This is a genomic window from Marinomonas vulgaris, assembly GCF_018145875.1.
GTDB classification, from domain to species: Bacteria; Pseudomonadota; Gammaproteobacteria; order Pseudomonadales; family Marinomonadaceae; genus Marinomonas; species Marinomonas vulgaris.
Genome location: NZ_JAGSSV010000005.1, coordinates 159,809 through 181,782, shown reverse-complemented (window position 1 = coordinate 181,782; position 21,974 = coordinate 159,809). Strand labels below are relative to the sequence as shown.

Genomic DNA, 21,974 nt, shown 5'->3' with positions numbered 1-21,974 from the left:
AGATAACGTTTCAAACCTTAATAAAGAAACGTACTCGTCTTGATCGGCTGGGGTTTTTGTATGGCATTTCATATGAGCTCCAATGGTTCGTTTAAGCAGCCTCCAAAGCATTAATACACATAATGTTCTTGGTGGGTTACGTATCTGTTCTAATAGCGGGAGTTATTAACACGATGACTGAGCAGCATATTCTCGAAGACATCGATCCAATTGAAACCAAAGAGTGGGTCGATGCGCTTGAGTCTGTCCTTCGCGAAGAAGGTTCTGATCGCGCGCAATTCATTTTAAATCGTTTGACGAGTGAAGCCTCTAAATCGGGCACGTCATTACCATCGTCTATTACGACACCATACCGGAATACAATTTTGCCTGAAAATCAGAAGGCATTACCGGGTGACGTGTTTATGGAGCGACGCATTCGCTCTATAATTCGATGGAATGCCCTAGCCATGGTAATGAAAGCGAACCGTGTTGATTCAACACTTGGTGGGCACATTACGAGCTTCTCTTCAGCGGCAACCCTTTACGATATCGGCTTTAACCACTTTTTCCGTGGTAACGACGGCAAACAAGAAGCGGACATGGTCTTTTTCCAAGGCCATATTTCTCCGGGTATTTACGCTCGTTCCTACATTGAAGGCCGTTTAACGGATGAACAGCTAGATAACTTCCGTCGTGAAGTTGATGGAAAGGGTATCTCTTCTTATCCACACCCATGGTTAATGCCGGATTACTGGCAGTTCCCAACCGTGTCTATGGGTCTTGGGCCATTACAAGCGATCTATCAAGCGCATGTAATGAAGTACCAGCATAGTCGTGGTCTTATCGATCAAGGTGATCGTAAAGTATGGGCTTTCCTTGGTGACGGTGAGTGTGATGAGCCAGAATCTTTGGGCGCGATTGCCTTGGCTGGCCGCGAAAATCTAGACAACCTTATCTTTGTGATCAACTGTAACTTACAGCGTCTTGATGGCCCTGTGCGTGGTAACAGTAAGATTGTTCAAGAGCTTGAAGGTGTGTTCCGTGGTGCGGGCTGGAATGTTGTTAAATGTCTATGGGGCCGTCATTGGGATCCTCTATTCGAGAAAGACGACAAAGGTCTGCTGATCAAACGTATGAATGAAGTGTGTGACGGCGAACTTCAAAACTACAAAGCGAATGGTGGTGCTTACACGCGTGAACATTTCTTTGGCAAATACCCTGAACTGCTAGAAATGGTCAAAGACATGACTGACGATGAGATTATGAATCTTAATCGTGGTGGTCATGATCCGTATAAAGTCTACGCAGCTTACGCAGAAGCGACGTCTCATAAAGGTCAGCCAACCGTTATTCTTGCGCAAACCGTAAAAGGTTACGGCATGTTTAAGGCGGCTGAAGCGCAAAATACCGCGCACCAGACGAAAAAACTAGACGAAGAGTCTTTGGCGCAGTTCCGCGACAAGTTTGGCATTCCAATCAGTGATGAAGAGCTGAAGAATTTGCCTTACTACCGTCCAGCAGAAGACAGCCCAGAAATGCAATACTTACGCGCTCGTCGTAAAGAATTGCATGGTGATTTCCCGATCCGTCGTCGTGATTGTGAAGCGCTTGAAGTGCCTTCTTTGGAAGCGTTCAAAGCACAAATTGCAGGCACCAAGGGTCGTGAAATTTCGACAACAATGGCGTTTGTACGTGCATTGAATGTCATGGTGAAAGATAAGAACATTGGTAAACGTGTTGTGCCAATTCTTGCCGATGAAGCCCGTACCTTTGGTATGGAAGGCATGTTCCGTCAGTTGGGTATTTATAGCAGTGAAGGTCAGCGTTATACGCCGCACGACCACACTCAAGTAATGTATTACAAGGAGTCTGCTGACGGTCAAATCTTACAAGAAGGTATTAACGAAGCAGGTGCTTTTTCTTCTTGGTTGGCTTTGGCAACTTCGTACAGTAACAGCAATCTGCCGATGATCCCTGTTTATATTTACTACTCTATGTTCGGTTTCCAACGTGTTGGTGACTTGGCATGGGCAGCAGGTGACTCGCAAGCACGCGGTTTCTTGATTGGTGCGACAGCGGGTCGTACAACACTGAACGGTGAAGGCTTGCAGCATGAGGATGGTCATTCTCACATTTTGGCTGGCACTATCCCGAACTGTGTGTCTTATGACCCAACATATTCATATGAAGTGGCTGTTATCGTGCAAGACGGTCTTCGTCGCATGTACCATGAGAAAGAAAGTGTTTTCTATTACCTAACTGTAATGAACGAAAACTACGCTCATGAAGACATGCCTGAAGGCGTTGAAGACGGCATTATCAAAGGTATGTACAAGCTGAAATCTCACGAAGACAAAGCCAACAGCAAAAATGTTCAATTGCTTGGTTCTGGTGTTATTCTTCGCGAAGTAGAGGCCGCTGCAGAAATTCTGTTCAACGATTACGGTGTCAATTCGGATATTTGGAGCGTCACGTCATTCAATGAATTGCGTCGTGAAGGTCTGGATGCAAGCCGTTGGAGCATGCTTCACCCTGAAGAAACCGCTCGTAAGTCGTATGTTGAAACTTGCTTAGATGGTAAGGGACCTGTGATTGCGTCTACAGACCACGTTAAGCTGTTCGCAGATCAAATTCGTCCCTTCATCAACACGACTTATAACGTGTTGGGAACAGATGGTTTTGGTCGCAGTGATACCCGTGCTCAATTGCGTCACTTCTTTGAGATTAACCGCTACTGGGTAGTGGTTTCTGCTCTAACAGCGCTTGTCAAAGACGGTGTAATTGACGCATCTGTTGTTAGTGGGGCGATTGCTAAATTTGGTTTAGACCCTGAAAAACCAAACCCAGTAACCTGCTAATTACTGAATAAGCTAGGTGCTTGGCTCAAATAATGTAAAGCCAAGCACGTTTTTAAGTTTGATGCGTCTATACGACAAAGGAGATTTCTGTGAGTACTGAAATCATTCGAGTACCGGATATTGGTGGTGCGACTGATGTCGAAGTTATCGAGATCAGCATTAGCGTTGGTGACACGATCGAAGTGGACCAATCTATTATTGTTTTAGAAACGGACAAAGCTTCCATGGATGTGCCATCGTCGATGGCCGGTAAAGTAACCAGCATTTCTGTCAAAGAAGGCGACAAGGTTTCTGAAGGTGATGAAGTTCTGATCATCGAAGTGGAAGGGGCTGAAGCGTCTGCTCCAGAAGCAGCGCCAGAAACGTCCGCTCCGGTTGCTGAAGAAGCACCCAAAGCAGCGGCACCCGCGGTGAAAAAAGCCGCCAGTGAGCAAAAGGTCACAGTGCCGGATATTGGTGGTGCGACCGATGTAGAAGTGATCGAAGTGTGTGTCTCTGAAGGCGATATGGTTGAAGAAGGCGATTCTTTGATCGTGCTGGAAACCGATAAAGCGTCGATGGACATTCCATCACCTTTCACCGGCAAAATTGGCAAAATCACCATTAACATCGGTGATACTGTTTCTGAGGGCGCGGACATTCTTGTGCTAGAAGCGGATGCTGCTGAAGAAGGTGGTGACGCCGTTGCTGAGACAGCGCCCGCTGCTCAAGAAGCCGCACCTGAAGAAACCTCTGCACCTGCTGCAGAAGCTGTTTCTGGTGTTGAGCTTGTTAATGTACCCGATATTGGTGGTGCAGAAGGCGTTGAAGTGATTGAAGTGGCTGTGGCAGTAGACGACGAAGTCAACGAGGGCGACTCTATTATCGTACTTGAGACGGACAAAGCCTCAATGGAAATTCCGGCGCCTAAATCTGGCACGGTGAAATCTATTTCCATTACGGTCGGCGATAAAGTGTCGGAAGGGCATCCAGTATTGGAGCTTGAAGTCAAAGGAGCAGCACCGGCTGCCGCTAAACCTGCGGCACCTGCACCGGCGGCCACTGAAGCACCGAAAGCCAATGCTGAGAAAGCGCCTGCAGCACCTGTTGTCGATTCGTCTGCGGCCTTGTCAGAACCATCGAAAAAAGTACACGCCGGCCCTGCCGTGCGAATGCTAGCGCGTGAGCTGGGTGTAGATCTTTCTTTGGTGCGTGCAACGGGTCCTCGTGGTCGAATTTTGAAAGAAGATTTACACGCTTATGTGAAAGTGGCTGTGCAAAAAGCCGTGTCTGCTCCTGCCGCTGCGGTAGCAACAGGTTCTGGTTTGCCAACGGTTCCAGATCAAGACTTCAGTAAGTTTGGCGACATCGAAATCGTTAAAATGAGCAAAATCCAGCGTATGACGGCCCAAAACATGGTTCGTAATTCGCTTGTTGTGCCTCAGGTGACGCAATTCGATAAAGCCGACATTACGGATCTTGAAGATTTCCGTAAGGGCCTAAAAGGTGAGATGGAAAAACAAGGCGTTAAATTGACGCCATTGCCGTTCCTGATCAAAGCGGTAGCGCAAGCCATGGTTGCTAATCCAAGCTTCAATGTCTCTCTTATGGCAGATGGCGAAAGCTACGTGCAAAAAGGGTACGTACACATTGGTGTGGCGGTAGATTCTCCAATTGGTTTGGTTGTGCCTGTGTTACGTGATGCAGACAAAAAATCGATTGTTCAAATCGCTCAAGAAATCAATGTATTGATTAAGAAAGCCTTGGACAAACAGTTGAAGCCGGCTGATATGCAAGGCGGCTGTTTTACTATTTCTAGCCTTGGTGCTATTGGCGGAACCGGCTTTACGCCGATCGTTAATTGTCCTGAAGTGGGTATTCTTGGTGTGTCTAAAGCAGACATCGAGCCACGCTGGAATGGTAAAGAGTTTGAGCCTCGCACCATGCTGCCACTGTGTTTGTCTTATGACCACAGAGCGGTAAATGGCGGTGATGCTGGTCGATTCATGACCTACCTTAATGCCTTGTTGAGCGACGTACGACGCTTGTCATTGTAGGCGATTATTAGTCACTCAAGTGGGTGATGAATAGTAGATAAATAAAAACCCTAGTTTTCATACTAGGGTTTTTTTTGCTCCAAAATCTGCCAATCTAATATCACTTTAGCTCGACTAGTTGCTCGGCTTGAGCCTCAAGAGAAATTCGCTCTTTTCTACGATACCCTAACACCAATAAGCAAGGCGTAAGGATTAAGGTTAACGGTGTGGCAAAGGTGAGGCCTCCCGCAATGGCGGTAGAAAGTTGTGTCCACCATTGGGCAGAAGGGGCGCCGATGCTGAAGGTCTGATGAATCATGTCGATGTTCAACTGGAACACCATGGGAACCAGCCCCAAAATGGTGGTGATAGTGGTCAACATTACCGGTCTTAAACGTTGCACTCCCGTTCTTATCGCGGCTTCTCGCACCAGCATGCCTTGTTTACGTAAGCCATTAAACGTATCAATCAAAACAATGTTGTTGTTGACCACAATCCCAGCGAGAGCGATCACGCCAACTCCGCTCATAACGATCCCGAAAGGTTGGCCTTTGGCCATTAGCCCAATGAAAACCCCCATGGTCGAGAAGATCACCGCACTCAAAATCAACAAGCACTGGAAGAAGTTGTTGAATTGCGTCACCAGAATGATCGCCATGATAAAAAACGCCACGCCAAAGGCTTTCATTAAGAACAGCATGGATTTTTGTTGCTCTTCCGTATTGCCACGGAATTCATAACTCACGGTTTTATCAATATTTGCCGCATCGAGTTCAGCTTTTATCGCCTTGATGACTTCGTCTACCACTAAGCCATCTTGCACATCGGCATCAATTTGAATGCTTTTTTTGCCGTCAGTACGCTTCACTGTGCCTTGTTTTGGCGCTGCGTAGCGGTGAATGAAGTTGCTGGCAGGAATGCTGCCTTGATTAGTCGGTATGTGCAGTTGGTCGAGTTGATCTAGGTTGCGTTGATTAACAGGGTAACGCAGTACAATATCGATTTTGTCGTCAGCACCTTCCGGTAAAAAGTCACTAAGTGTAATGCCTGTTGTAACCAGTTTGATCACATTGCCCAAGCTGTTTACATCCACGCCATATCGACTGGCTTCCTCGCGATTGATATCGATGCGCCATTCAATACCCGCAAGCGATCTGTCGTCACTGACAGTGATGATTTCATCTCGTCGCATCAATTGCTTATTGATCTCATCTGCCACCATGTTAAGGGCTTGGGAATAGTTCGAAGTCAATTGCAGCTGAATGTCAGCACCCGATTGAGGACCACCTTGTTCTTTTTCGGCTGTGACTTCAATGCCTGGAATCTGCTTGGTTCTTTCACGAATGCGCTCCAGAATGACGCTGGCGGAGTCGCGTTTATACCAATCAATAAACTCCATGCTGATGGAACCGATGCTGTCGGGAGCAACATTGTTATCGGCAGCAGCATAAGACGTTGTTACGACACTCTTTAACTCTCTCATGCCGAGCACCTGTTGCTCGACTTGTCGTACCAAGGCGTCTTTTTCAGCAAGCGACAGATCGCCACGGGCGCGAATGTCTAGATTCGCGGATTCTGGCTCAATGTTAGGAAAAAACTCCACGCCTTTACCAAACTTACCGTAGCTGGCGAAAATGGAGATCAGCAACGCGATAGTAAACAATAACACCCAAACAGGGCGCTCAACCAAACGCGTGAGCATGCGTCCGTACCAGCCGGTTAAGCCTGTTAGTTCACTTAGGTTACCTGTCTCAGTAACTCTCAACGCGTGCATGGTTTTGGCGCTGTAAGCGCCTTTCTTACCAATAATAGAGCCAATGGTCGGCAGAACAATCAAGGCCATCACCAAAGAAGAGGACAAGGTGGCGATAATGGTAATGGGCATGAACTGCATGAATTCACCAACGATGTCTGGCCAAAATAGCAAAGGCATGAACACCGCCAGCGTGGTGGCGGTTGAGGCGGTGATTGGCCAGGCCATGCGTTTAGCGGCTTCTCGATACGCTTGTTTTTTCGACGCGCCTTCCGCCAGCTTACGATCAGCGTATTCGGTGACCACAATGGCGCCGTCTACTAACATGCCTACGCTCAAGATTAACGCGAACAGCACCACCATGTTGATGGTGTAGCCCTGTAAATCCAGAATGAGTATACCGGCTAAAAATGCTCCAGGAATGGCTAAACCTACCAAAAACGCACTGCGAATCCCCAGCGCCCATACAATAACGATCATTACCAGTAAGGTAGCGGTAAGTACGTTGTTAAAAAGATCGTTCAACGAAGTTTCTATGTTGGTGGACTTGTCTCCGGTTACATTATATTCAACACCGTTTTGCCATTGTTGGCTTTCTTCCTCAACGACCTCTTTTACGGCGCTGATGGTGTTAATGATGTTCGCCCCAACGCGTTTTGATACGGCAAGGGTAATGCTGCGGTTGCCGTTCACACGGGCATAGCTGTCAGGGTCTTCAAAGGTCAGTTCACCCGTTGCGATGTCTTTAAGTAACACGACCTGATCGCCATCTGTTTTGACCGGTAAGTTGAGAATATCATCTTTGGTTTTGAGAAGGCCCGGTACTTTCAACGAAAAGCGCCCCGCGCCTGTGTCCAAGTTACCGGCTGCGACTAAGCGATTGTTGCCGGACACGAAGTTCGCCACGTCAGTCAACGACAAGTTATACGACTCTAGCTGCTCTGGACGAATGATGATTTGCGCTTGTTGATCACGGTCGCCACTGATGTTGGCTTCCAGTACTCCATCAACGGCTTCGATGGCGTCTTGTAGGTTCTTCGCCGTGCGACTAAGAGTGGCGAAGTCCACGTTGCCCGAAAGGTTCACGCGCAACACGGGAAAAGTGGAGAGGTTAATTTCTGTTACCGTGGGTTCGTCTGCATCGCTGGGCAATTCACTTTTGGCGCGATCGACCTTGTCTTTGGTGTCGCTAATGGCTTGATCTATATCGACTCCCGATAAAAACTCCAACATGATGGAGGCATGGCCCTCGGAGGCGGTAGAGCTGAGCTCCTTAAGACCTTCTAAGCCTTTCAGTTCTTTTTCTAAGGGATGAACCAAAAGGCTGTCGGCATCTTCTGGTGAAATCCCTTCAAGAGAAACCGACACATACGCCATAGGAATGGTGATGTCAGGGTCGTTTTCCTTGGCGATCTCAATATAAGACACCACACCCATGATCAAGATGAGCACGAAAAACATCATCACAGTACGAGTGCGCGCTAAGGCGGCTTCAATCAAGGTTTGCATATTGAGCTCCTTAGCGTGTGTAGTGCGCTTTAACAAGATCACCCGCAGACACAAAACCCTGTCCTACGGTAATAATGTTCACATTGTCAGGCAAACCTCGCACCCAAACCTGTGCTCGTTCCGACTTGATGATTTCAACGGGCACAATGACCACTTGGTTATCAATATCAATGGTTTTAATGGCGGTGTTGCCCGCATCATCGAGTGTTAATAACGCTGGAGAAAGAGGGTGGGCGCGCTGCATATCCAGTAAAAAGTCTACTTTGGCGGTTAAGCCAGCTGCGATCCGGTTATCGGGGTTGGCGACTTCCATTTCCACACGTACCGTTCGGCTTGAGGTGTCTGCCACGGCACTGATGTAAGACACGAAGCCTTCGGTTTCGTAGCCAGATTCCAATAAAATGCTGCCTTGGGTACCAAGATCAATGTGCTGGATTTTATTCTGCGGGACATTCACGCTGATTTTAATTGGATTGACCGACACCAAATGACCAATGCTGGCCCCAGCGGCCAATACCTGACCCTCTTGTACTTCTAAACTGTTGAGTACCCCTGAAAAAGGCGCAGTTACATTGGCGTTTTCGACATCTACTTGCAAAGCACGCTCTGTGGCTTTGGCCGAGGCCAAATCGGTTTCGGCCTGTGCCACGTTCACTTTGGATGACAAATTAGTAAGGTTGAGCTTTTTTATACCGTCCAGTTCGAGTTGTTTCTGTTTGACCAGCAAAGACGCTTGCTCAAGCTGTAACGCAAGAGTGCGGGTGTCAATTTGAACGATGGTCTCGCCTTGTTCGACAAACTGACCTTGTTCTACCGCTCGTTTAGTGACTCGGCCTGGGTAGCTGTTCATCAACTGCAAGGTGTCTTCTGCCATGGTGCTACCACTGAGAGGCAAATGCATTTCAATCACTTGCGCCGTCAAGGTGGTGGCTTGCACGGGATAGGCGACTTGGCTCTTGTTCGATGGGTTATCAACCGATTGATTCGTTTGTGGAAAACCCGCAGAAGGCGTTGTTGTGTTTTGGCTGTGGGTGTCCGTGTCCGTTGGGCTGACAGTAATGCCATTACCACCGATGACCATCCAGGTGACTGCTGCCGCGGCCACGACGACCGCGGTAATGGGCCCAATTTTATTTTTTAACGCCATTCATTGCTCCAACTGATAGGTGTGACGATCATTATTAACCCAGTATATCCTCAATAATGGAGAAGAAAGGCGTTTTGCCTAAGACTGTGCAACAGAATCGCCGTTTATTGCGTATTTTTATGACATTCGTCGCAAAATTCGATTCGGATTGAAAAAATCCCTGCTCTTTTTAGCGCCTTGTCGTGTCTATTTGATGAACCTTGACTGAGAAGAATGCTACTATATTGCCACAAAATTTTTACTTAATATGGATAGATATGAGTCTATTGTCGTTAGAACAGATCAGTGTTGCGTTCGGGCATAATCCACTGCTGTCAAAAATCAGTTTTTCTGCCGAAGCCGGTGAACGCGTTGCTATTATCGGTCGTAATGGCGCGGGTAAGTCCACGTTACTAAAAGTCATTTCTGGCGAGCAAGTGCCAGACGAAGGCATGGTGCGTCTTGAAGGCGGTATGACCATCAGTCAATTGCCCCAAGAATTGCCCGATGCGAACGAGAAAACGGTCCGCGAAGTGGTCAGCGAAGGCGCAGGTCAAGCCCATGCCCTAATGACGCGATACTTCAAACTGCTTGAAGACTTCGAAAATGACCACGCGGATGAACTCAGCGATATTCAAACCGAATTGGATCGAATCCAAGGCTGGGATTTGGAGCAGCGTGTCAATCATATGGTGCAACGTTTGGCCTTGCCAGCAGACAAACTTATGTCCGAATTATCGGGTGGCTGGCGTCGTCGAGTGATTTTGGCGCAGGCGTTGATTTCCAATCCTGACGTATTGTTATTGGATGAGCCGACGAACCATTTGGACGTGCCGACCATCGAATGGATGGAGCAACAGCTGCAGCAATTTCGTGGTTTGATCCTCTTCATTACCCATGACCGTCGCTTCCTCGAAAAATTGGCCAATCGCATTATTGAGCTGGATCGCGGCAACCTGATTTCTTTCAGTGGCAACATCAACGAGTTCTTGGTCTTCAAAGAAAAGCTCTTAGAAGAAGAAGAGCGAGCCAATGCCCTGTTCGATAAACGCTTAGCAGAAGAAGAAGTGTGGATTCGCCAAGGGATAAAAGCCCGTCGAACGCGAAATGAAGGCCGTGTGCGAGCGTTAAAAGCCCTGCGTGAAGAGCGTTCAGAGCGCATTAATCGCCAAGGCAACGCCAAAATGGCGATCGAGACCAAAGACAAATCCGGCAAGCTGGTGGCGGAATTTACTCAAGTCAGTCATTCCTTTGAAGACAAGGTTATTCTTCAGCCGATGGACTTCATCGTTAACCGTGGCGATCGTATTGGTCTTATCGGACCCAATGGTTGTGGTAAAAGTACCTTTTTGAAAATTTTGTTAGGCGATTTAGAGCCAGCTTCAGGTACCGTTCGTCAAGGCACGAAATTGAATGTGGCGTATTTCGATCAACTTCGCGAGCAGCTTGACCCTGAACAGACCGTGGCGGAAAACGTCGGTGAGGGCAAAGACGTTATCGAAATCAATGGCCAAAACAAACATGTTATTGGCTACTTGGGCGATTTCTTGTTCCCACCAGAGCGTGCTCGTACCCCAGTGAAAGCCTTGTCCGGTGGTGAGCGTAATCGTGTGTTATTGGCGAAGTTGTTCACCCGTCCTGCCAACCTATTGATGATGGATGAGCCGACCAACGACCTCGACGTAGAAACATTGGAGTTGTTAGAAGAGCTTTTGATGAACTACGACGGCACCTTGCTTTTGGTCAGCCATGATCGTGCTTTCCTCGATAACGTGGTAACCAGCGTGATTGCCTTTGAAGGCGAAGGCCGCGTGAAAGAATACGTGGGCGGCTACAAGGATTGGATTCGCCAAGGCGGTAAATTCCCCACTGAATCCACGTCGCAAACGGACACGCCAAAGGCCAAAGCTAAAGCGATCACCAACGCAGACGCCAGCGTTGCGCCAGCCAGTGCGCCAGGCAAAACCAAACCTAAACTCAGTTACAAAATTCAACGCGAATTCGACGAGATGCCGACTAAGATCGCTAAGCTTGAAGAGGAGATTGCCGCGTTACATGTGACCACGAGCAGCAACGACTTTTACACAGGCGATGCGGATAAGGTACAAAAAACCTTAGCCAAGTTGGCGCACAAAGAAGAAGAGCTAGAAAGCGCCATGGAGCGCTGGCTTGAGCTTGAAGACATGCAAAACGGGTAAGTTATGACAGATAAAATGAAGCCAGTGTCTTTTATTCCGCGCTTTTTTGGCGCGTTTGGACAGTTTTTTAAATACATTGCGAGCGGCGACTACGCCGCTCGTTGTCAAGCGGCTGGCCAAGGCCAGTTGTTTGCGTTTGAAGCCGAGCCGAAAGTGATCACGGAAACCGTAGAAGTGATCCGTGAAATTGAGGTGGCCGCGCTGGTGCTGGATTCGGTCAACGCCGACGGCGCTCATCAATTGTTGCAATTACTGCAGCAAGAAGCGCGCTTCATCGACTTTATCCAAGAAAGCATCGATGATTACAGCGATGCAGATGTCGGTGCCGCGTCTCGCCAGATTCATTCCGGTTGCGCCAAGGTAATAAAACAGCACTTCACCATAGATGTGGTCAATGCCGCGACAGAAAACAGTCGCGTAGAAGTGCCGGCGGATTACGATGCTAAGCAAATTAAGTTAGAAGGACGTGTGGAAGGCAAGGGGCCTTATGCTGGCACCTTGATTCACCCTGGCTGGAAGGTAACGGAAACACGTTTGCCGAAAGTCTCCAACACAGACAGTTTGACTGTTCTGGCTCCCGCTGAAGTCGAGGTATAACCCATGGGCGACTATTTTATTGGTATCGATCTAGGTACCACGCATTCTGCTGTCTATTATTCCCTTTCTGCTAAGGCCACCGCGCCTGAAGGGCAAATGGCAGGGCAGATTCATCAGTTGGCTATTCCGCAATTAATCGCTGCAGGTCAAGTAGATGCGCGCCCCTTGTTACCGTCGTTTGTGTATTTCCCTCATCAAAGCGAATTTCTCGAAAGTGATTTGCAACTCCCTTGGGGTAAGGCGTCGTCGGTTGTTGGTCAATTAGCTCGCGAGTTGGGCGCCAAGTCATCAGGGCGTTTGATACAAAGCGCTAAGAGCTGGCTATGCCATTCTCGCGTGACCGCCGATGAAGCCGTTTTGCCGGTGGATGCGTTGGAAGAAGTGACCAAAATCTCACCTGCTCAGGTCACTGAAAACCTATTAGCACACCTGGTAAATGCTTGGGCACAGCAATTTCCGAATGCGCCCATTGGCGAGCAAGATGTGGTCATTACCGTGCCAGCGTCTTTTGACCCTGCAGCAAGAGCGATTACTGAACAAAGCGCTGAGCGTGTCGGCTTGCGAGCGCGTTTAATTGAAGAGCCGTTAGCGGCGTTTTACGCTTGGCTGGCCGATCAGCAAAAATGGAGCGACAGCCTAGACGTTAACGAACATATCCTAGTGGTGGATGTGGGCGGCGGCACGACGGATTTGTCATTGATTCAAGCCGTGGACAACGACGGTGCTTTGGGTCTTGAGCGAGTGGCCGTTGGCCGACACATCTTGCTCGGCGGCGACAACATGGATCTCACTTTAACGTATCATTTGGCTGCGCAATTAGCTCAAGAGGGTACCAACCTAGAGCCTTGGCAAATCAGCGGGTTGACTCAGGCGTGTCGCGAAGCCAAAGAACGTTTATTGTCAAACGCAGAATTAGAAGACGTTAGTGTAGTGGTGCCAAGTCGTGGGCGTAGCCTGTTTAATAACAGCATCAAAACCACCTTGACTCAGCAAGACGTTCAACGACTGCTGATCGATGGCTTTTTCCCTGCTGTTCAGTTTGGTGAAGCAGCACAAAAAACCGCCCGCAGTGGTTTTAGCACCATCAATTTGGATTACGAAGGTGATCCTGCGATCACTCGTCACATCAGCGAGTTTTTGGCACAACACGATATTAAGCCGACGAAAATCTTGTTAAACGGTGGGGTATTCAACGCCAACGTCATTCGATCTACAATCGAAATGCGTTTGGAGCAGATGCTTGGCCAAGACGCTTTAACCATGCTGACGCCGTCCCATTTGGATCATGCGGTCGCAAAAGGCGCCACCTACTACGCCCAAGTACAAGCGGAAGGCGGCGTTAAGGTAAAAAGTGGTTTAGCGGCCAATTACTACATCGGTGTTGCCAGCCCAATGCCAGCGATTCCTGGTATGGCCCCGCCGGTCGATGCCATTTGTGTCGCCCCTTTTGGTTTAGAAGAAGGCTCAGACGAGCAAATGTTGCCGAATGAGTTTTCACTGGTCGTTGGCGAAAGCGTGACCTTTCGCTTTTTTCAGTCGAAAACCAGCGATGTGGAATCCGTCGGTAGAGTAGTCGCGTCTTTTTCTGTTGGCACACTCAACGAGCTTAACCCTCTGAGCATCCGATTAGACGCAGGCCATTATCAAGCGGGCGACATGGTACGAGTGTATTTAACGGCGCGAGTAACCGAGTTGGGCTTATTGTTACTGCAGGCGCACGATACCCAATCTGATCTAAGTTGGACGATCGAGTTTCAAGTTAGGGAGGCGTAACCATGGCACAACCGGCTTTTCGTGTTGGTATTGACCTAGGAACTACCAACTGCGTGGTGTCTTATGTGGCCATCGATGACAATGCTGCGGTGGACAAATCACCGCAATTGTTGCCCATTCCGCAAGTTATGGCGGACGGTTCGGTGCAGGAGTTCACCCATTTGCCCAGCGCCATTTATGTGTTGGCTGCCGATGAAAAAGGGAAATTAGAGCCGGTTTTGCCTTGGCGTCATCACGATAAGAATCGGGTGGTTGGCATGGGGGCTTTGGCGCTAGGTCAGCGCCGAGCCGGTCAGTTAATACAAAGCGCAAAAAGTTGGCTTAGCCATCGACAAGTAGATCGCCGCTCGGCGATCTTGCCTTGGGCAAGTGAATTCACCCAGAAAATCAGCCCTCTAGACGCCAGTAAATTGTTGCTAGAGCACATCAAGCAAAGCTGGGATTACCGTTTTGCCAATGCGCCCTTGGCGTCTCAAGCAATCGCCTTAACTTTGCCCGCTTCTTTTGATGAAGAGGCGAGAGCATTGACCCTAGAAGCGGCAAATCTAGCCGGTTTAGTAAATTTGTATTTGCTCGAAGAGCCGCAAGCCGCCTGTTATCACTATATCAGCGATGACGAAAAGTTAGCCGCATTGGCGGATAAAAAAATGCTGTTAGTGGTCGACATCGGCGGTGGCACCAGTGATTTTAGCTTGGTGGCCATTCAACCTGGCTCGTCCTCTGTGTCGTTGAAGCGCATCGCAGTGGGTGAGCATTTGTTATTGGGTGGCGACAATTTGGACCAAGCTCTGGCGTTTCAGCTTGACCCCAAACAAATCTCTGCGTTATCAGCGACACGTCTTGCCGCCTTGGTGCAACAAACTCGACAGGCTAAAGAAACCTTATTGGGTGATGACGCCCCTGATTCGCTCACCATCACGGTGTTGGGCGGTGGCAGTCGATTGATTGGTGGTTCGCAAAAATTCTCCGTGGATAAAGCCGCCTTGCACGAGCAAATACGAACGGGCTTTTTCCCCTTGGTATTGAATGATGAGCCGGTGCAAAAAAGCGACTACGCCATGCACACCTTGGGTTTGCCTTATGAGTCGGACCCTGCTTTTACGCGACATTTAGCCGCTTTTTTGACACAACATAAAGACGCTGTTCTAGACGCAACCGGTTCTACGATGCCGGATGCGGTGTTGTTTAATGGCGGTTTGTTTAACAGTCCAATACTGAAAAATCGTCTGTTGGAGCAGTTGAATCAATGGTCGACTCAGCCCTTGTTAGCCTGCGTGGCCGACGAGCCAAATGATGCCGTGGCAAAAGGTGCGGTAATGTATTTGAGTGCTTTGGCTGGTGACACGGCACGAATTGAAAGCGGTGTGCCCCATAGCTTGTATTTAAAAATGGGCGACGAACAGTTCGTTGGTATTTTGCCAAAAGGCACTTTAAAAGGCGATGTGATCACGCTGGATCAAAATTTTTCCGTCACACTGGGTCAGCAAGTTCAGTTTCCCTTATATCGCTCCGATGATCACCTAGAATGCGACATTGGTTCGGTGCGTTCTGAAGCTGGCTTGCACTATATTTCTACTTTGATGACAGAGCTAGACGCCAGCCACGATGTGCAAGACATGTCGGTGAGATTAACGGCACAAATGACGGAAGTGGGTGTGTTGCAGGTGAACTTGCTTGCGGATAATCAGCGCGATGAGTGGCGGTTGGATTTTTCCACTCAACCCTCTACCGACGCTTCGAGGGATAACACGGGCAGCGGCAATGACCAAGCAGGCCTTTTGCACAGTAACATGGGGTCGGCGGAAGAGCATTTGGCCAAGTGTTTTTCGAACGCTGGTCAAAAACAATTTCCAGAATTAGTGAAATCCCTCAAACAAGACTTAGACCAGTTATTAGGCAATCGAGACGATTGGAATTTAGCCACGTCCCGTCGTTTGGTCGATAAACTATTGAGCGTTAAATCAGGGCGCACGAAAAGTGCTCAGCATGAGCGCCAATGGTTACAGCTGATGGGGTATTGTTTGCGCCCTGGGTTTGGCTCGCCAGAAGATCCGGCTCGAGTGCAGCAAGTGATGAATGCTATCAAAGCGGGTACCCAGTTTGATAATGCGCCTGTGTGGGGACAGTATTGGACCTTGTTTCGACGCATTGCGGGTGGCTTGTCGGTCGATCAGCAAAACCATTTTTATAAGCAGTTTAGCCAATATTATTCGCCGAGCGGACAGCGTTCTCGGGATAAAATGAAAGCGCTGACGACTAAATCCAGCGACGACCTTATTCGTCTTGTTGGGGCGCTTGAATCGCTTTCGGCTCAAGATAAAGCCACCACCATTGACTGGTTGCTAAAGCGGTTAAAAAAATCGTCTGAGCCGGATACTGCTTGGTGGACGGTGGGGCGTATTGCTTCACGGCATTTGTTATCAGGTGATCAAACTCAACGTATTAGCGAAGATCAACTGTTTGGTATTTTAGAGTTTGTACTCAAAGAAGACTGGAAAAAGCGCAAACAAGCCGGTCTTGCGGCGGTATTGATGAGCCAAATGAGCGTAGGTGAATCAGACAAGCTGAGCGGCTATCGTAAGAAAGTGGCCAATAAACTCAAAAAAGACAAATGCCCTGCCCAATGGTTAGAGCGCTTGGAAAGTCAGGTAGAAATCAACAATGATGAACTAAACGCTTTAGTTGGAGAAAGCTTGCCAATAGGGCTGCGGCTAACCTAGAAAAAAGGCGCTTTTATTACTCAAAGAGCGCCGTTTTTTCGTTACATTGAACTAATCAGCTAAGGCAGTGCCAATGGTTGTTTGGAGACGACAATACCGTTGAGATCGCAATAGATGTAATCGCCAGGGGCGATGGTCATACCAGCAAAGCGCACGGTTTTGCCCACATCGCCTAAACCACGTTTTTCTGTAGGCATGGGGAAGGTGCATAAAGCGTGAATACCCACATTGATGGTGGTTTGCGCAGCGGCATCACGAATTGCCCCATTAATAACAAAGCCTTCCCAGCCATTGGCCGCGGCTTTTTCAGCCAGCATGTCACCTAACAAAGCACGGCGTTTGCTGCCGCCGCCATCAACGACCATGACTTTGCCTTTGCCGTTCTCAGCAACAAGTTCACGCACACGGCTGTTGTCTTCAAAGCAGGAAACCGTCACCACTTCGCCACAAAAATGCTGGCGTTTACCGTAAGAGGAAAAAATGGGGTCGGCTATTTGCAGCTGTTCAGGGTACAGGTCACACAAGTCTGGCAAGATGTCTTTCATGGTTCTACCTATTTAAAGTCAAAGAAAAAGCGTTAAAGTGGACGAGTCAAAAATTCTGTTTTGACGCTGTTTTTCGACTTTAAATAGGGCGCCATTAAATAGCCAATTCTTCTGGGCTATACTCGGTATTTTTACGTAGCGTGAAGCGTTATGGCGTTTGATTAGTCTTCTATTGCTGGAATGTCGCTCGGATCAATCAGGCCATGCTCAACAGCAATGTTCAACAGTTGCACAATCAATTCATCCGGTGCCATGAGGTGAAGCGGCGTATTGTTGCCTTGTTCAGCAATGGCGTCGTTTAAATTCACATCGCGTTCTTCGAACCAAGAATGGATACTCTGTACTTCAAAGCTGGGTTCAAGCCCCTTGATGTCGTAGGTGGCCTCGACCATTTCACTGATCAGCTCGGCGTCCAGACCATAAATCACGTCGGTGTCGAACTCGTTGATCCATTCTGCCAAAATATCACTGGCTTCAAAACCAAATTCATAGAGTTGCTGTTCATCAAGATTCTGAATGTTGGGTTCTATGCTGTGGGACTCAAGCCATTCGTCGTCTGGTATTACTAAGACTTCTTTTACCTGTGCTTCGTGGGTTGACCAGGTGAACAGCAAAGGGAAGGCGGGTTCGTCGGAAGAATTCGCGACAGCCGTGATGAATATAGGTAAACTTGCCATAATTTTGAACCAATGTTTGATTGTTAAGGAAAGATAAATGACCAGCCGAATCAAGATCAGTAGTGCGTTTGATGGCGGTAACATCTCCGTTATTGATGCCTCGGAGCCGGACAATATTAGAGTAAAGATCCCTAATGATACAAACTCTAAATTTTTGCAGTGGTTTTATTTTCGTTTACAGGGCGGAATGGGCGAGAGCTGTGTGATTCAATTTGAAAATGCCAGCGACGCCGCTTACCCAGACGGCTGGGTCGATTACCAAGCCGTCGCGTCTTACGACCGTGAAGACTGGTTTCGTGTGCCAACGGAATACGTCGATGGCAAGCTAGTGATCACCCATCAACCCGAACAAGACAGTGTGTATTACGCGTATTTTGCCCCATACAGTTACGAGCGCCATTTAGACATGATTGCGTGGGCCGCCAGCCACGACGACTGCATCACCGATCACCTTGGGGAAACCGCAGAAGGCCGCGATATTACCTTGTTGGAAATCAGCAAAACCCAAGGGTTAGCGAAAAACATCTGGATCATCGCACGTCAACACCCAGGGGAAACCATGGCGGAATGGTTTATCGAAGGCTTGTTAGAGCGTTTATTCGATGAATCTCATCCGGTGGCTCGTGCCTTGTTGAATCAGTGCCGTTTTTACGTGGTTCCGAACATGAACCCAGACGGCGCGGTACATGGTAATTTGCGGGTGAATTCCAAAGGCGTGAACTTAAACCGTGAATGGAAAAACCCTACTCCAGAGTTCAGCCCAGAAGTGTTGGCCGTACAAAAGAAAATGGCGGAAACCGGCGTCGACATGTTTTTAGACATTCATGGGGACGAGGCCTTGCCGGTGAACTTTGTTGATGGCTGCCAAGGGGTGCCTTCTTTCGACGCTCGGATGGAAGCGATGGAAAGTCTGTTTAAAGACATATTTGTGTCGGTAAGTCCTGATTTTCAAACGGAGATTGGCTACACGCCTGATCAATTTGGCGAAGCGAATTTGACCGTGGCGACCAAGTGGGTGGGCGAAACTTACAAGTGTTTGTCTTTCACGTTGGAAATGCCGTTTAAAGACAACCAAAACCTGCCAGACGAATGGGTGGGCTGGTCGCCAGAGCGTTCAAAAATACTGGGCGCCGATGTCTTGTACCCGATTTATCAGGTGATCATGAGTCCTCATATGAAAGCCAACGATTAAAACCGATTCAGACGTGGTTTTGTTAGCAAAATCTTACATTAGTGGCTGGTGTAGTTTGTCAAACTGGATTAGCATCTGGCGTTCAAAATGGCCATCGCATGGGACGCCGTTTTTTATTTTATAGACCATATTGTTAGGACGTAGAAAAATGCCGAAGGCAAGTGAGATCAAAAAGAACATCGCGATTAGCTATGATAATAAAACCTACATAGTGAAAGATATCGAACGCTCTGTGCCTCAGGGTCGTGCGGGTGGTAGCCTTTATCGTATGCGCATGTACGATGTGGTAAGTGGTCGTAAATTGGATGAAACATTCAAAGATTCAGACATGATCGATCTTGCCGATTTGGTTCGTCGTCAGGTGATGTTTTCTTATACCGATGGTGATGAATTCGTGTTCATGGACAATGAAGACTACACACCTTACAACCTGAATAAGAGCGCGATAGAAGAAGAAATTTTGTTTGTTAACGAAGACACTCAAGGCATTCAAGTGGTATTGGTAGACGATGCTCCTGTGGCCATCGAGTTACCAACAAACGTCGAGCTAGAAGTAGTGGAAACCGATCCTTCTATTAAAGGCGCGTCGGCTACGTCTCGTAACAAACCGGCAAAATTATCGACCGGTGCGGTGATTCAAGTACCAGAGCACATTTCTACTGGCGATCGCATTAAAGTGAACGTGGAAGAACGTAAATTTGCAGGTCGTGCTGAGAAGTAATCTTTTCGGCTCGATAGCGTCACGCAAAATAGCCTCAAACAAAAATGCAGCCAAATGGCTGCATTTTTTTGCGCACAATGTGTTGATTTAAGCGACGTGTGGGCTGACCCCAGCTATTTTTAATTGTCTTGCTTTTCTGAGTGCTTATCTGGTTTTTCTGGATGATTGTTGGCTTCGGTTAAGCCAGTCTCACGTTGTACCGCTGCCAAAACACCTCGTAAAATCCCCAATTCTTGTTTTTCAGGACGTGAGCGATTAAAGAAACGTTGTAACTTATCCAACACCTTACCCGGATGGTTACGCACAATAAAGTTGATGCCGTACAAGGTATCTTCTAAATGGCGATAGAAAAGATCCATGTCTTTTTTGTGGGGGTATTCTAGGCTGTCTTGTTGAGAACTGTTCTTCGCAGGGAAGTCCTTGTGTTGATTCGCCATCCAGATTTCATAAGCCACGATTTGCACTGCTTGAGAAATATTCAGTACGGGGTATTCGTCGTTGGCGTCTATGTACACCTGACGATGGCACTGAGCGATTTCTTCGTTGAGCAAACCGGTGGTTTCACGACCAAACACAATTGCCACGTTATGATGAACCGCTTCAGGAATCACACTCTCAGCGCATTCGCGGGCGTTCATGATCGGCAATTGAAAGGTGCGATGACGGGCACTGGTGCCGATAACAAGGCTACAGTCGCTGATGGCTTCTTCTAATGTCGGGACAATGGTGGCGTTTTCAAGTAAATCGACTGCGCCAGCGGCTCGGCTAGTGGCCTCGTCAGAAGGGTAGTCATTTGGGTCGACTAAATACAAATTCGTCAGCCCCATGTTTTTCATCGCGCGGGCAATGGCGCCAACGTTGCCAGGGTGGAAGGTGTTGATTAATACAATTCGGATATTGCTTAACATGGGTCGTAAAGTACTCAGCGTTGTGTCGTCTTAGACGGTGTTGCTGCGATTAGGGCGTCAGGGTGAGCGATTGCTCAGTGCTGGCAAAATCGACGTGGTCTAAGATGACTTGGGTTGTGTCATTAAAGAGGAATTGATTGCAGGCGTGATGATACAGGGAACCGGTTTGCAACACCAACCGGTAGTTTCCTCTCGGTATATAATTGGCCGCGTAAGCTTGCTTAGCATAAAGGTAAATAGAAAAGGGTGGCTGCCCATCGTAGGATTCGAAGGTTAATAAGCTGTGTTGTGGTAATTGATTCAAAATGCGCAAACGACTGTTGCCTTGGGCTTGTCCGATGAGTTCCCCATGTTGTGGAGCGATACCCGGTTGGCCAAAACACCCCGACGCTTGCGCTTGTTGAGCACTACCAAAACCGAGATATTTTGCCTGCACCCAGCCGGCTGTATCTTGATAGCGAACCGCTAGCCAATCGCCTTGAACGCGAATGCTTTGCAAATCTGCGGCTTTCGGGATGCTTTTAACTGAGGCACTGGACACACTGGGTTCTGCGTACAAGCTGATCGCTTGCAGAGTGTAGTTGGCGCCCAAGCGAAATTGCGGATATAAGCCGCTCACAAAGGCCGAACCAGTATCCGACAGGGTTTCGTCGACTTGTGTCGATTGCCAATATAGGGTGCTGTAAATGCCCGCCGCAAAGCAAGCGAGATAGGTTGTGGCGCGAAAAGCGGCTTTGGCGGCGTCTAGGCGTATCGGTTGGCGAATAGGGTGGGCGTCGTCTTCTGAATCTACAAAGGTTTGGTAGCTGGGAATCTCGTTGTCTGTGTTAAAGGTTTTATCGTTGGTGTCAGAATACCGGTATCCCTGAGCAGAAAAATGCTTTGAGGATTCCAGTGCTTCTTCGTAAAGGGCTTTGGCACGTTTTTCATTGAGCGCATTGCGAGCGGCTTTAATAGCATCGTCACGGGTTTTTTCGTGATGTGCGTTGTTACGCTTCATTTCCTCATAGGCGCGTTGTCGCTCTTTGACGAAGGCTTCTTGTTCTTCATCGGTGGCATTAGAAAAGTGCGTATAACGATTTTTCGCGCCACTGCTGTGGGTGTTTTCTTTGGTGAAGGTGAAAGGCTTCCAATCTTGAACTTGCTGACCTTGTCGAATGGCGTTTATGACGTTTTCATAGGCCGCTTGTAAACGCTGAAATAGCTCGGTTGTGTCGGTGTCTTGGTTTTTGTCGGGGTGATATCGACGCGCCAAACGCCTAAATGCGGTTTTCGCTTCTTGCTCGCTGGCGGTGGTGGGAATATCCAGCAATTGATAATCGTCTAATAAGCTCATGCGATATTGGCTATTTACCGTGTTAACAGGGTGAGTAATGAGTACCGATTCAGCATTATGCACG

The 21,974-nt window shown here is 48.3% G+C and carries 14 protein-coding genes; 8 read left to right on the top strand and 6 right to left on the bottom strand.

What is annotated here, in order from left to right; translation table 11 throughout:
- Nucleotides 1-173: 173 nt before the first annotated feature.
- Together aceE and aceF are read left to right on the top strand one after the other, a co-directional pair.
- On the top strand, nucleotides 174-2,840 hold the full coding sequence (aceE, locus tag J9B83_RS06505) for a pyruvate dehydrogenase (acetyl-transferring), homodimeric type (protein ID WP_211535933.1): 2,667 nt from the start codon (nucleotides 174-176) through the stop codon (nucleotides 2,838-2,840).
- An 89-nt stretch (nucleotides 2,841-2,929) separates the two neighbouring features.
- Nucleotides 2,930-4,876 (top strand): dihydrolipoyllysine-residue acetyltransferase, encoded by a 1,947-nt coding sequence (gene aceF / locus J9B83_RS06500; RefSeq protein WP_211535932.1) that lies wholly within the window; start codon nucleotides 2,930-2,932, stop codon nucleotides 4,874-4,876.
- A 100-nt stretch (nucleotides 4,877-4,976) separates the two neighbouring features.
- On the opposite strand, the gene J9B83_RS06495 is transcribed toward aceF, so the two are convergent.
- The gene (locus tag J9B83_RS06495; protein ID WP_211535931.1) at nucleotides 4,977-8,117 is read right to left on the bottom strand and encodes an efflux RND transporter permease subunit; all 3,141 of its coding nucleotides are present in this window, start codon (nucleotides 8,115-8,117) and stop codon (nucleotides 4,977-4,979) included.
- A 10-nt stretch (nucleotides 8,118-8,127) separates the two neighbouring features.
- A complete protein-coding gene (locus J9B83_RS06490; protein WP_211535930.1) occupies nucleotides 8,128-9,264 on the bottom strand; it encodes an efflux RND transporter periplasmic adaptor subunit in 1,137 nt (378 codons plus the stop codon).
- Nucleotides 9,265-9,521: 257 nt separating this feature from the next.
- On the opposite strand from J9B83_RS06490, the gene J9B83_RS06485 reads away from it, so the two are divergent.
- Genes J9B83_RS06485 through J9B83_RS06470 form a run of 4 tightly spaced genes read left to right on the top strand, consistent with a single transcriptional unit; the run spans nucleotide 9,522 to nucleotide 16,531 of the window.
- Nucleotides 9,522-11,441 (top strand): ATP-binding cassette domain-containing protein, encoded by a 1,920-nt coding sequence (locus J9B83_RS06485; protein WP_211535929.1) that lies wholly within the window; start codon nucleotides 9,522-9,524, stop codon nucleotides 11,439-11,441.
- A 3-nt stretch (nucleotides 11,442-11,444) separates the two neighbouring features.
- On the top strand, nucleotides 11,445-12,038 hold the full coding sequence (locus tag J9B83_RS06480; protein ID WP_211535928.1) for a DUF2760 domain-containing protein: 594 nt from the start codon (nucleotides 11,445-11,447) through the stop codon (nucleotides 12,036-12,038).
- Nucleotides 12,039-12,041: 3 nt separating this feature from the next.
- Complete coding sequence (locus J9B83_RS06475; RefSeq protein WP_211535927.1) at nucleotides 12,042-13,811, top strand: Hsp70 family protein; 1,770 nt, start codon at nucleotides 12,042-12,044, stop codon at nucleotides 13,809-13,811.
- 2 nt (nucleotides 13,812-13,813) lie between these two features.
- Complete coding sequence (locus J9B83_RS06470) at nucleotides 13,814-16,531, top strand: hsp70 family protein (RefSeq protein ID WP_211535926.1); 2,718 nt, start codon at nucleotides 13,814-13,816, stop codon at nucleotides 16,529-16,531.
- Nucleotides 16,532-16,590: 59 nt separating this feature from the next.
- Here J9B83_RS06470 and J9B83_RS06465 read toward each other — a convergent pair whose 3' ends face one another.
- Together J9B83_RS06465 and J9B83_RS06460 are read right to left on the bottom strand one after the other, a co-directional pair.
- Nucleotides 16,591-17,076 carry a putative 4-hydroxy-4-methyl-2-oxoglutarate aldolase gene (locus J9B83_RS06465; protein ID WP_211535925.1) on the bottom strand — a complete coding sequence of 162 codons (486 nt, stop codon included), beginning with the start codon at nucleotides 17,074-17,076 and terminating at the stop codon, nucleotides 16,591-16,593.
- 161 nt (nucleotides 17,077-17,237) lie between these two features.
- The gene (locus tag J9B83_RS06460; protein WP_211535924.1) at nucleotides 17,238-17,753 is read right to left on the bottom strand and encodes a hypothetical protein; all 516 of its coding nucleotides are present in this window, start codon (nucleotides 17,751-17,753) and stop codon (nucleotides 17,238-17,240) included.
- A 37-nt stretch (nucleotides 17,754-17,790) separates the two neighbouring features.
- Between J9B83_RS06460 and J9B83_RS06455 the strand changes: the two genes are divergently transcribed.
- Both J9B83_RS06455 and efpL read left to right on the top strand, forming a co-directional pair.
- The gene (locus J9B83_RS06455; protein WP_211535923.1) at nucleotides 17,791-18,945 is read left to right on the top strand and encodes a M14 family metallopeptidase; all 1,155 of its coding nucleotides are present in this window, start codon (nucleotides 17,791-17,793) and stop codon (nucleotides 18,943-18,945) included.
- A gap of 148 nt (nucleotides 18,946-19,093) precedes the next feature.
- Nucleotides 19,094-19,666, top strand: coding sequence for an elongation factor P-like protein EfpL (gene efpL, locus J9B83_RS06450; protein WP_211535922.1), 573 nt, complete (start codon nucleotides 19,094-19,096; stop codon nucleotides 19,664-19,666).
- A 119-nt stretch (nucleotides 19,667-19,785) separates the two neighbouring features.
- Here efpL and trmJ read toward each other — a convergent pair whose 3' ends face one another.
- Complete coding sequence (gene trmJ / locus J9B83_RS06445) at nucleotides 19,786-20,574, bottom strand: tRNA (cytosine(32)/uridine(32)-2'-O)-methyltransferase TrmJ (RefSeq protein WP_211535921.1); 789 nt, start codon at nucleotides 20,572-20,574, stop codon at nucleotides 19,786-19,788.
- A gap of 49 nt (nucleotides 20,575-20,623) precedes the next feature.
- Entirely contained in the window at nucleotides 20,624-21,973 is a 1,350-nt protein-coding gene (locus J9B83_RS06440) for a DnaJ domain-containing protein (RefSeq protein WP_328797699.1), read from the bottom strand.
- Nucleotide 21,974 lies beyond the last annotated feature (1 nt).

Coding starts and splice junctions, on each gene's coding strand:
- aceE (WP_211535933.1), top strand. CDS start 174: ATGACTGAGCAGCATATTCTCGAAGACATCGATCCAATTGAAACCAAA.
- J9B83_RS06495 (WP_211535931.1), bottom strand. CDS start 8,117: ATGCAAACCTTGATTGAAGCCGCCTTAGCGCGCACTCGTACTGTGATG.
- J9B83_RS06490 (WP_211535930.1), bottom strand. CDS start 9,264: ATGGCGTTAAAAAATAAAATTGGGCCCATTACCGCGGTCGTCGTGGCC.
- J9B83_RS06485 (WP_211535929.1), top strand. CDS start 9,522: ATGAGTCTATTGTCGTTAGAACAGATCAGTGTTGCGTTCGGGCATAAT.
- J9B83_RS06480 (WP_211535928.1), top strand. CDS start 11,445: ATGACAGATAAAATGAAGCCAGTGTCTTTTATTCCGCGCTTTTTTGGC.
- J9B83_RS06475 (WP_211535927.1), top strand. CDS start 12,042: ATGGGCGACTATTTTATTGGTATCGATCTAGGTACCACGCATTCTGCT.
- J9B83_RS06470 (WP_211535926.1), top strand. CDS start 13,814: ATGGCACAACCGGCTTTTCGTGTTGGTATTGACCTAGGAACTACCAAC.
- J9B83_RS06465 (WP_211535925.1), bottom strand. CDS start 17,076: ATGAAAGACATCTTGCCAGACTTGTGTGACCTGTACCCTGAACAGCTG.
- J9B83_RS06460 (WP_211535924.1), bottom strand. CDS start 17,753: ATGGCAAGTTTACCTATATTCATCACGGCTGTCGCGAATTCTTCCGAC.
- J9B83_RS06455 (WP_211535923.1), top strand. CDS start 17,791: ATGACCAGCCGAATCAAGATCAGTAGTGCGTTTGATGGCGGTAACATC.
- efpL (WP_211535922.1), top strand. CDS start 19,094: ATGCCGAAGGCAAGTGAGATCAAAAAGAACATCGCGATTAGCTATGAT.
- trmJ (WP_211535921.1), bottom strand. CDS start 20,574: ATGTTAAGCAATATCCGAATTGTATTAATCAACACCTTCCACCCTGGC.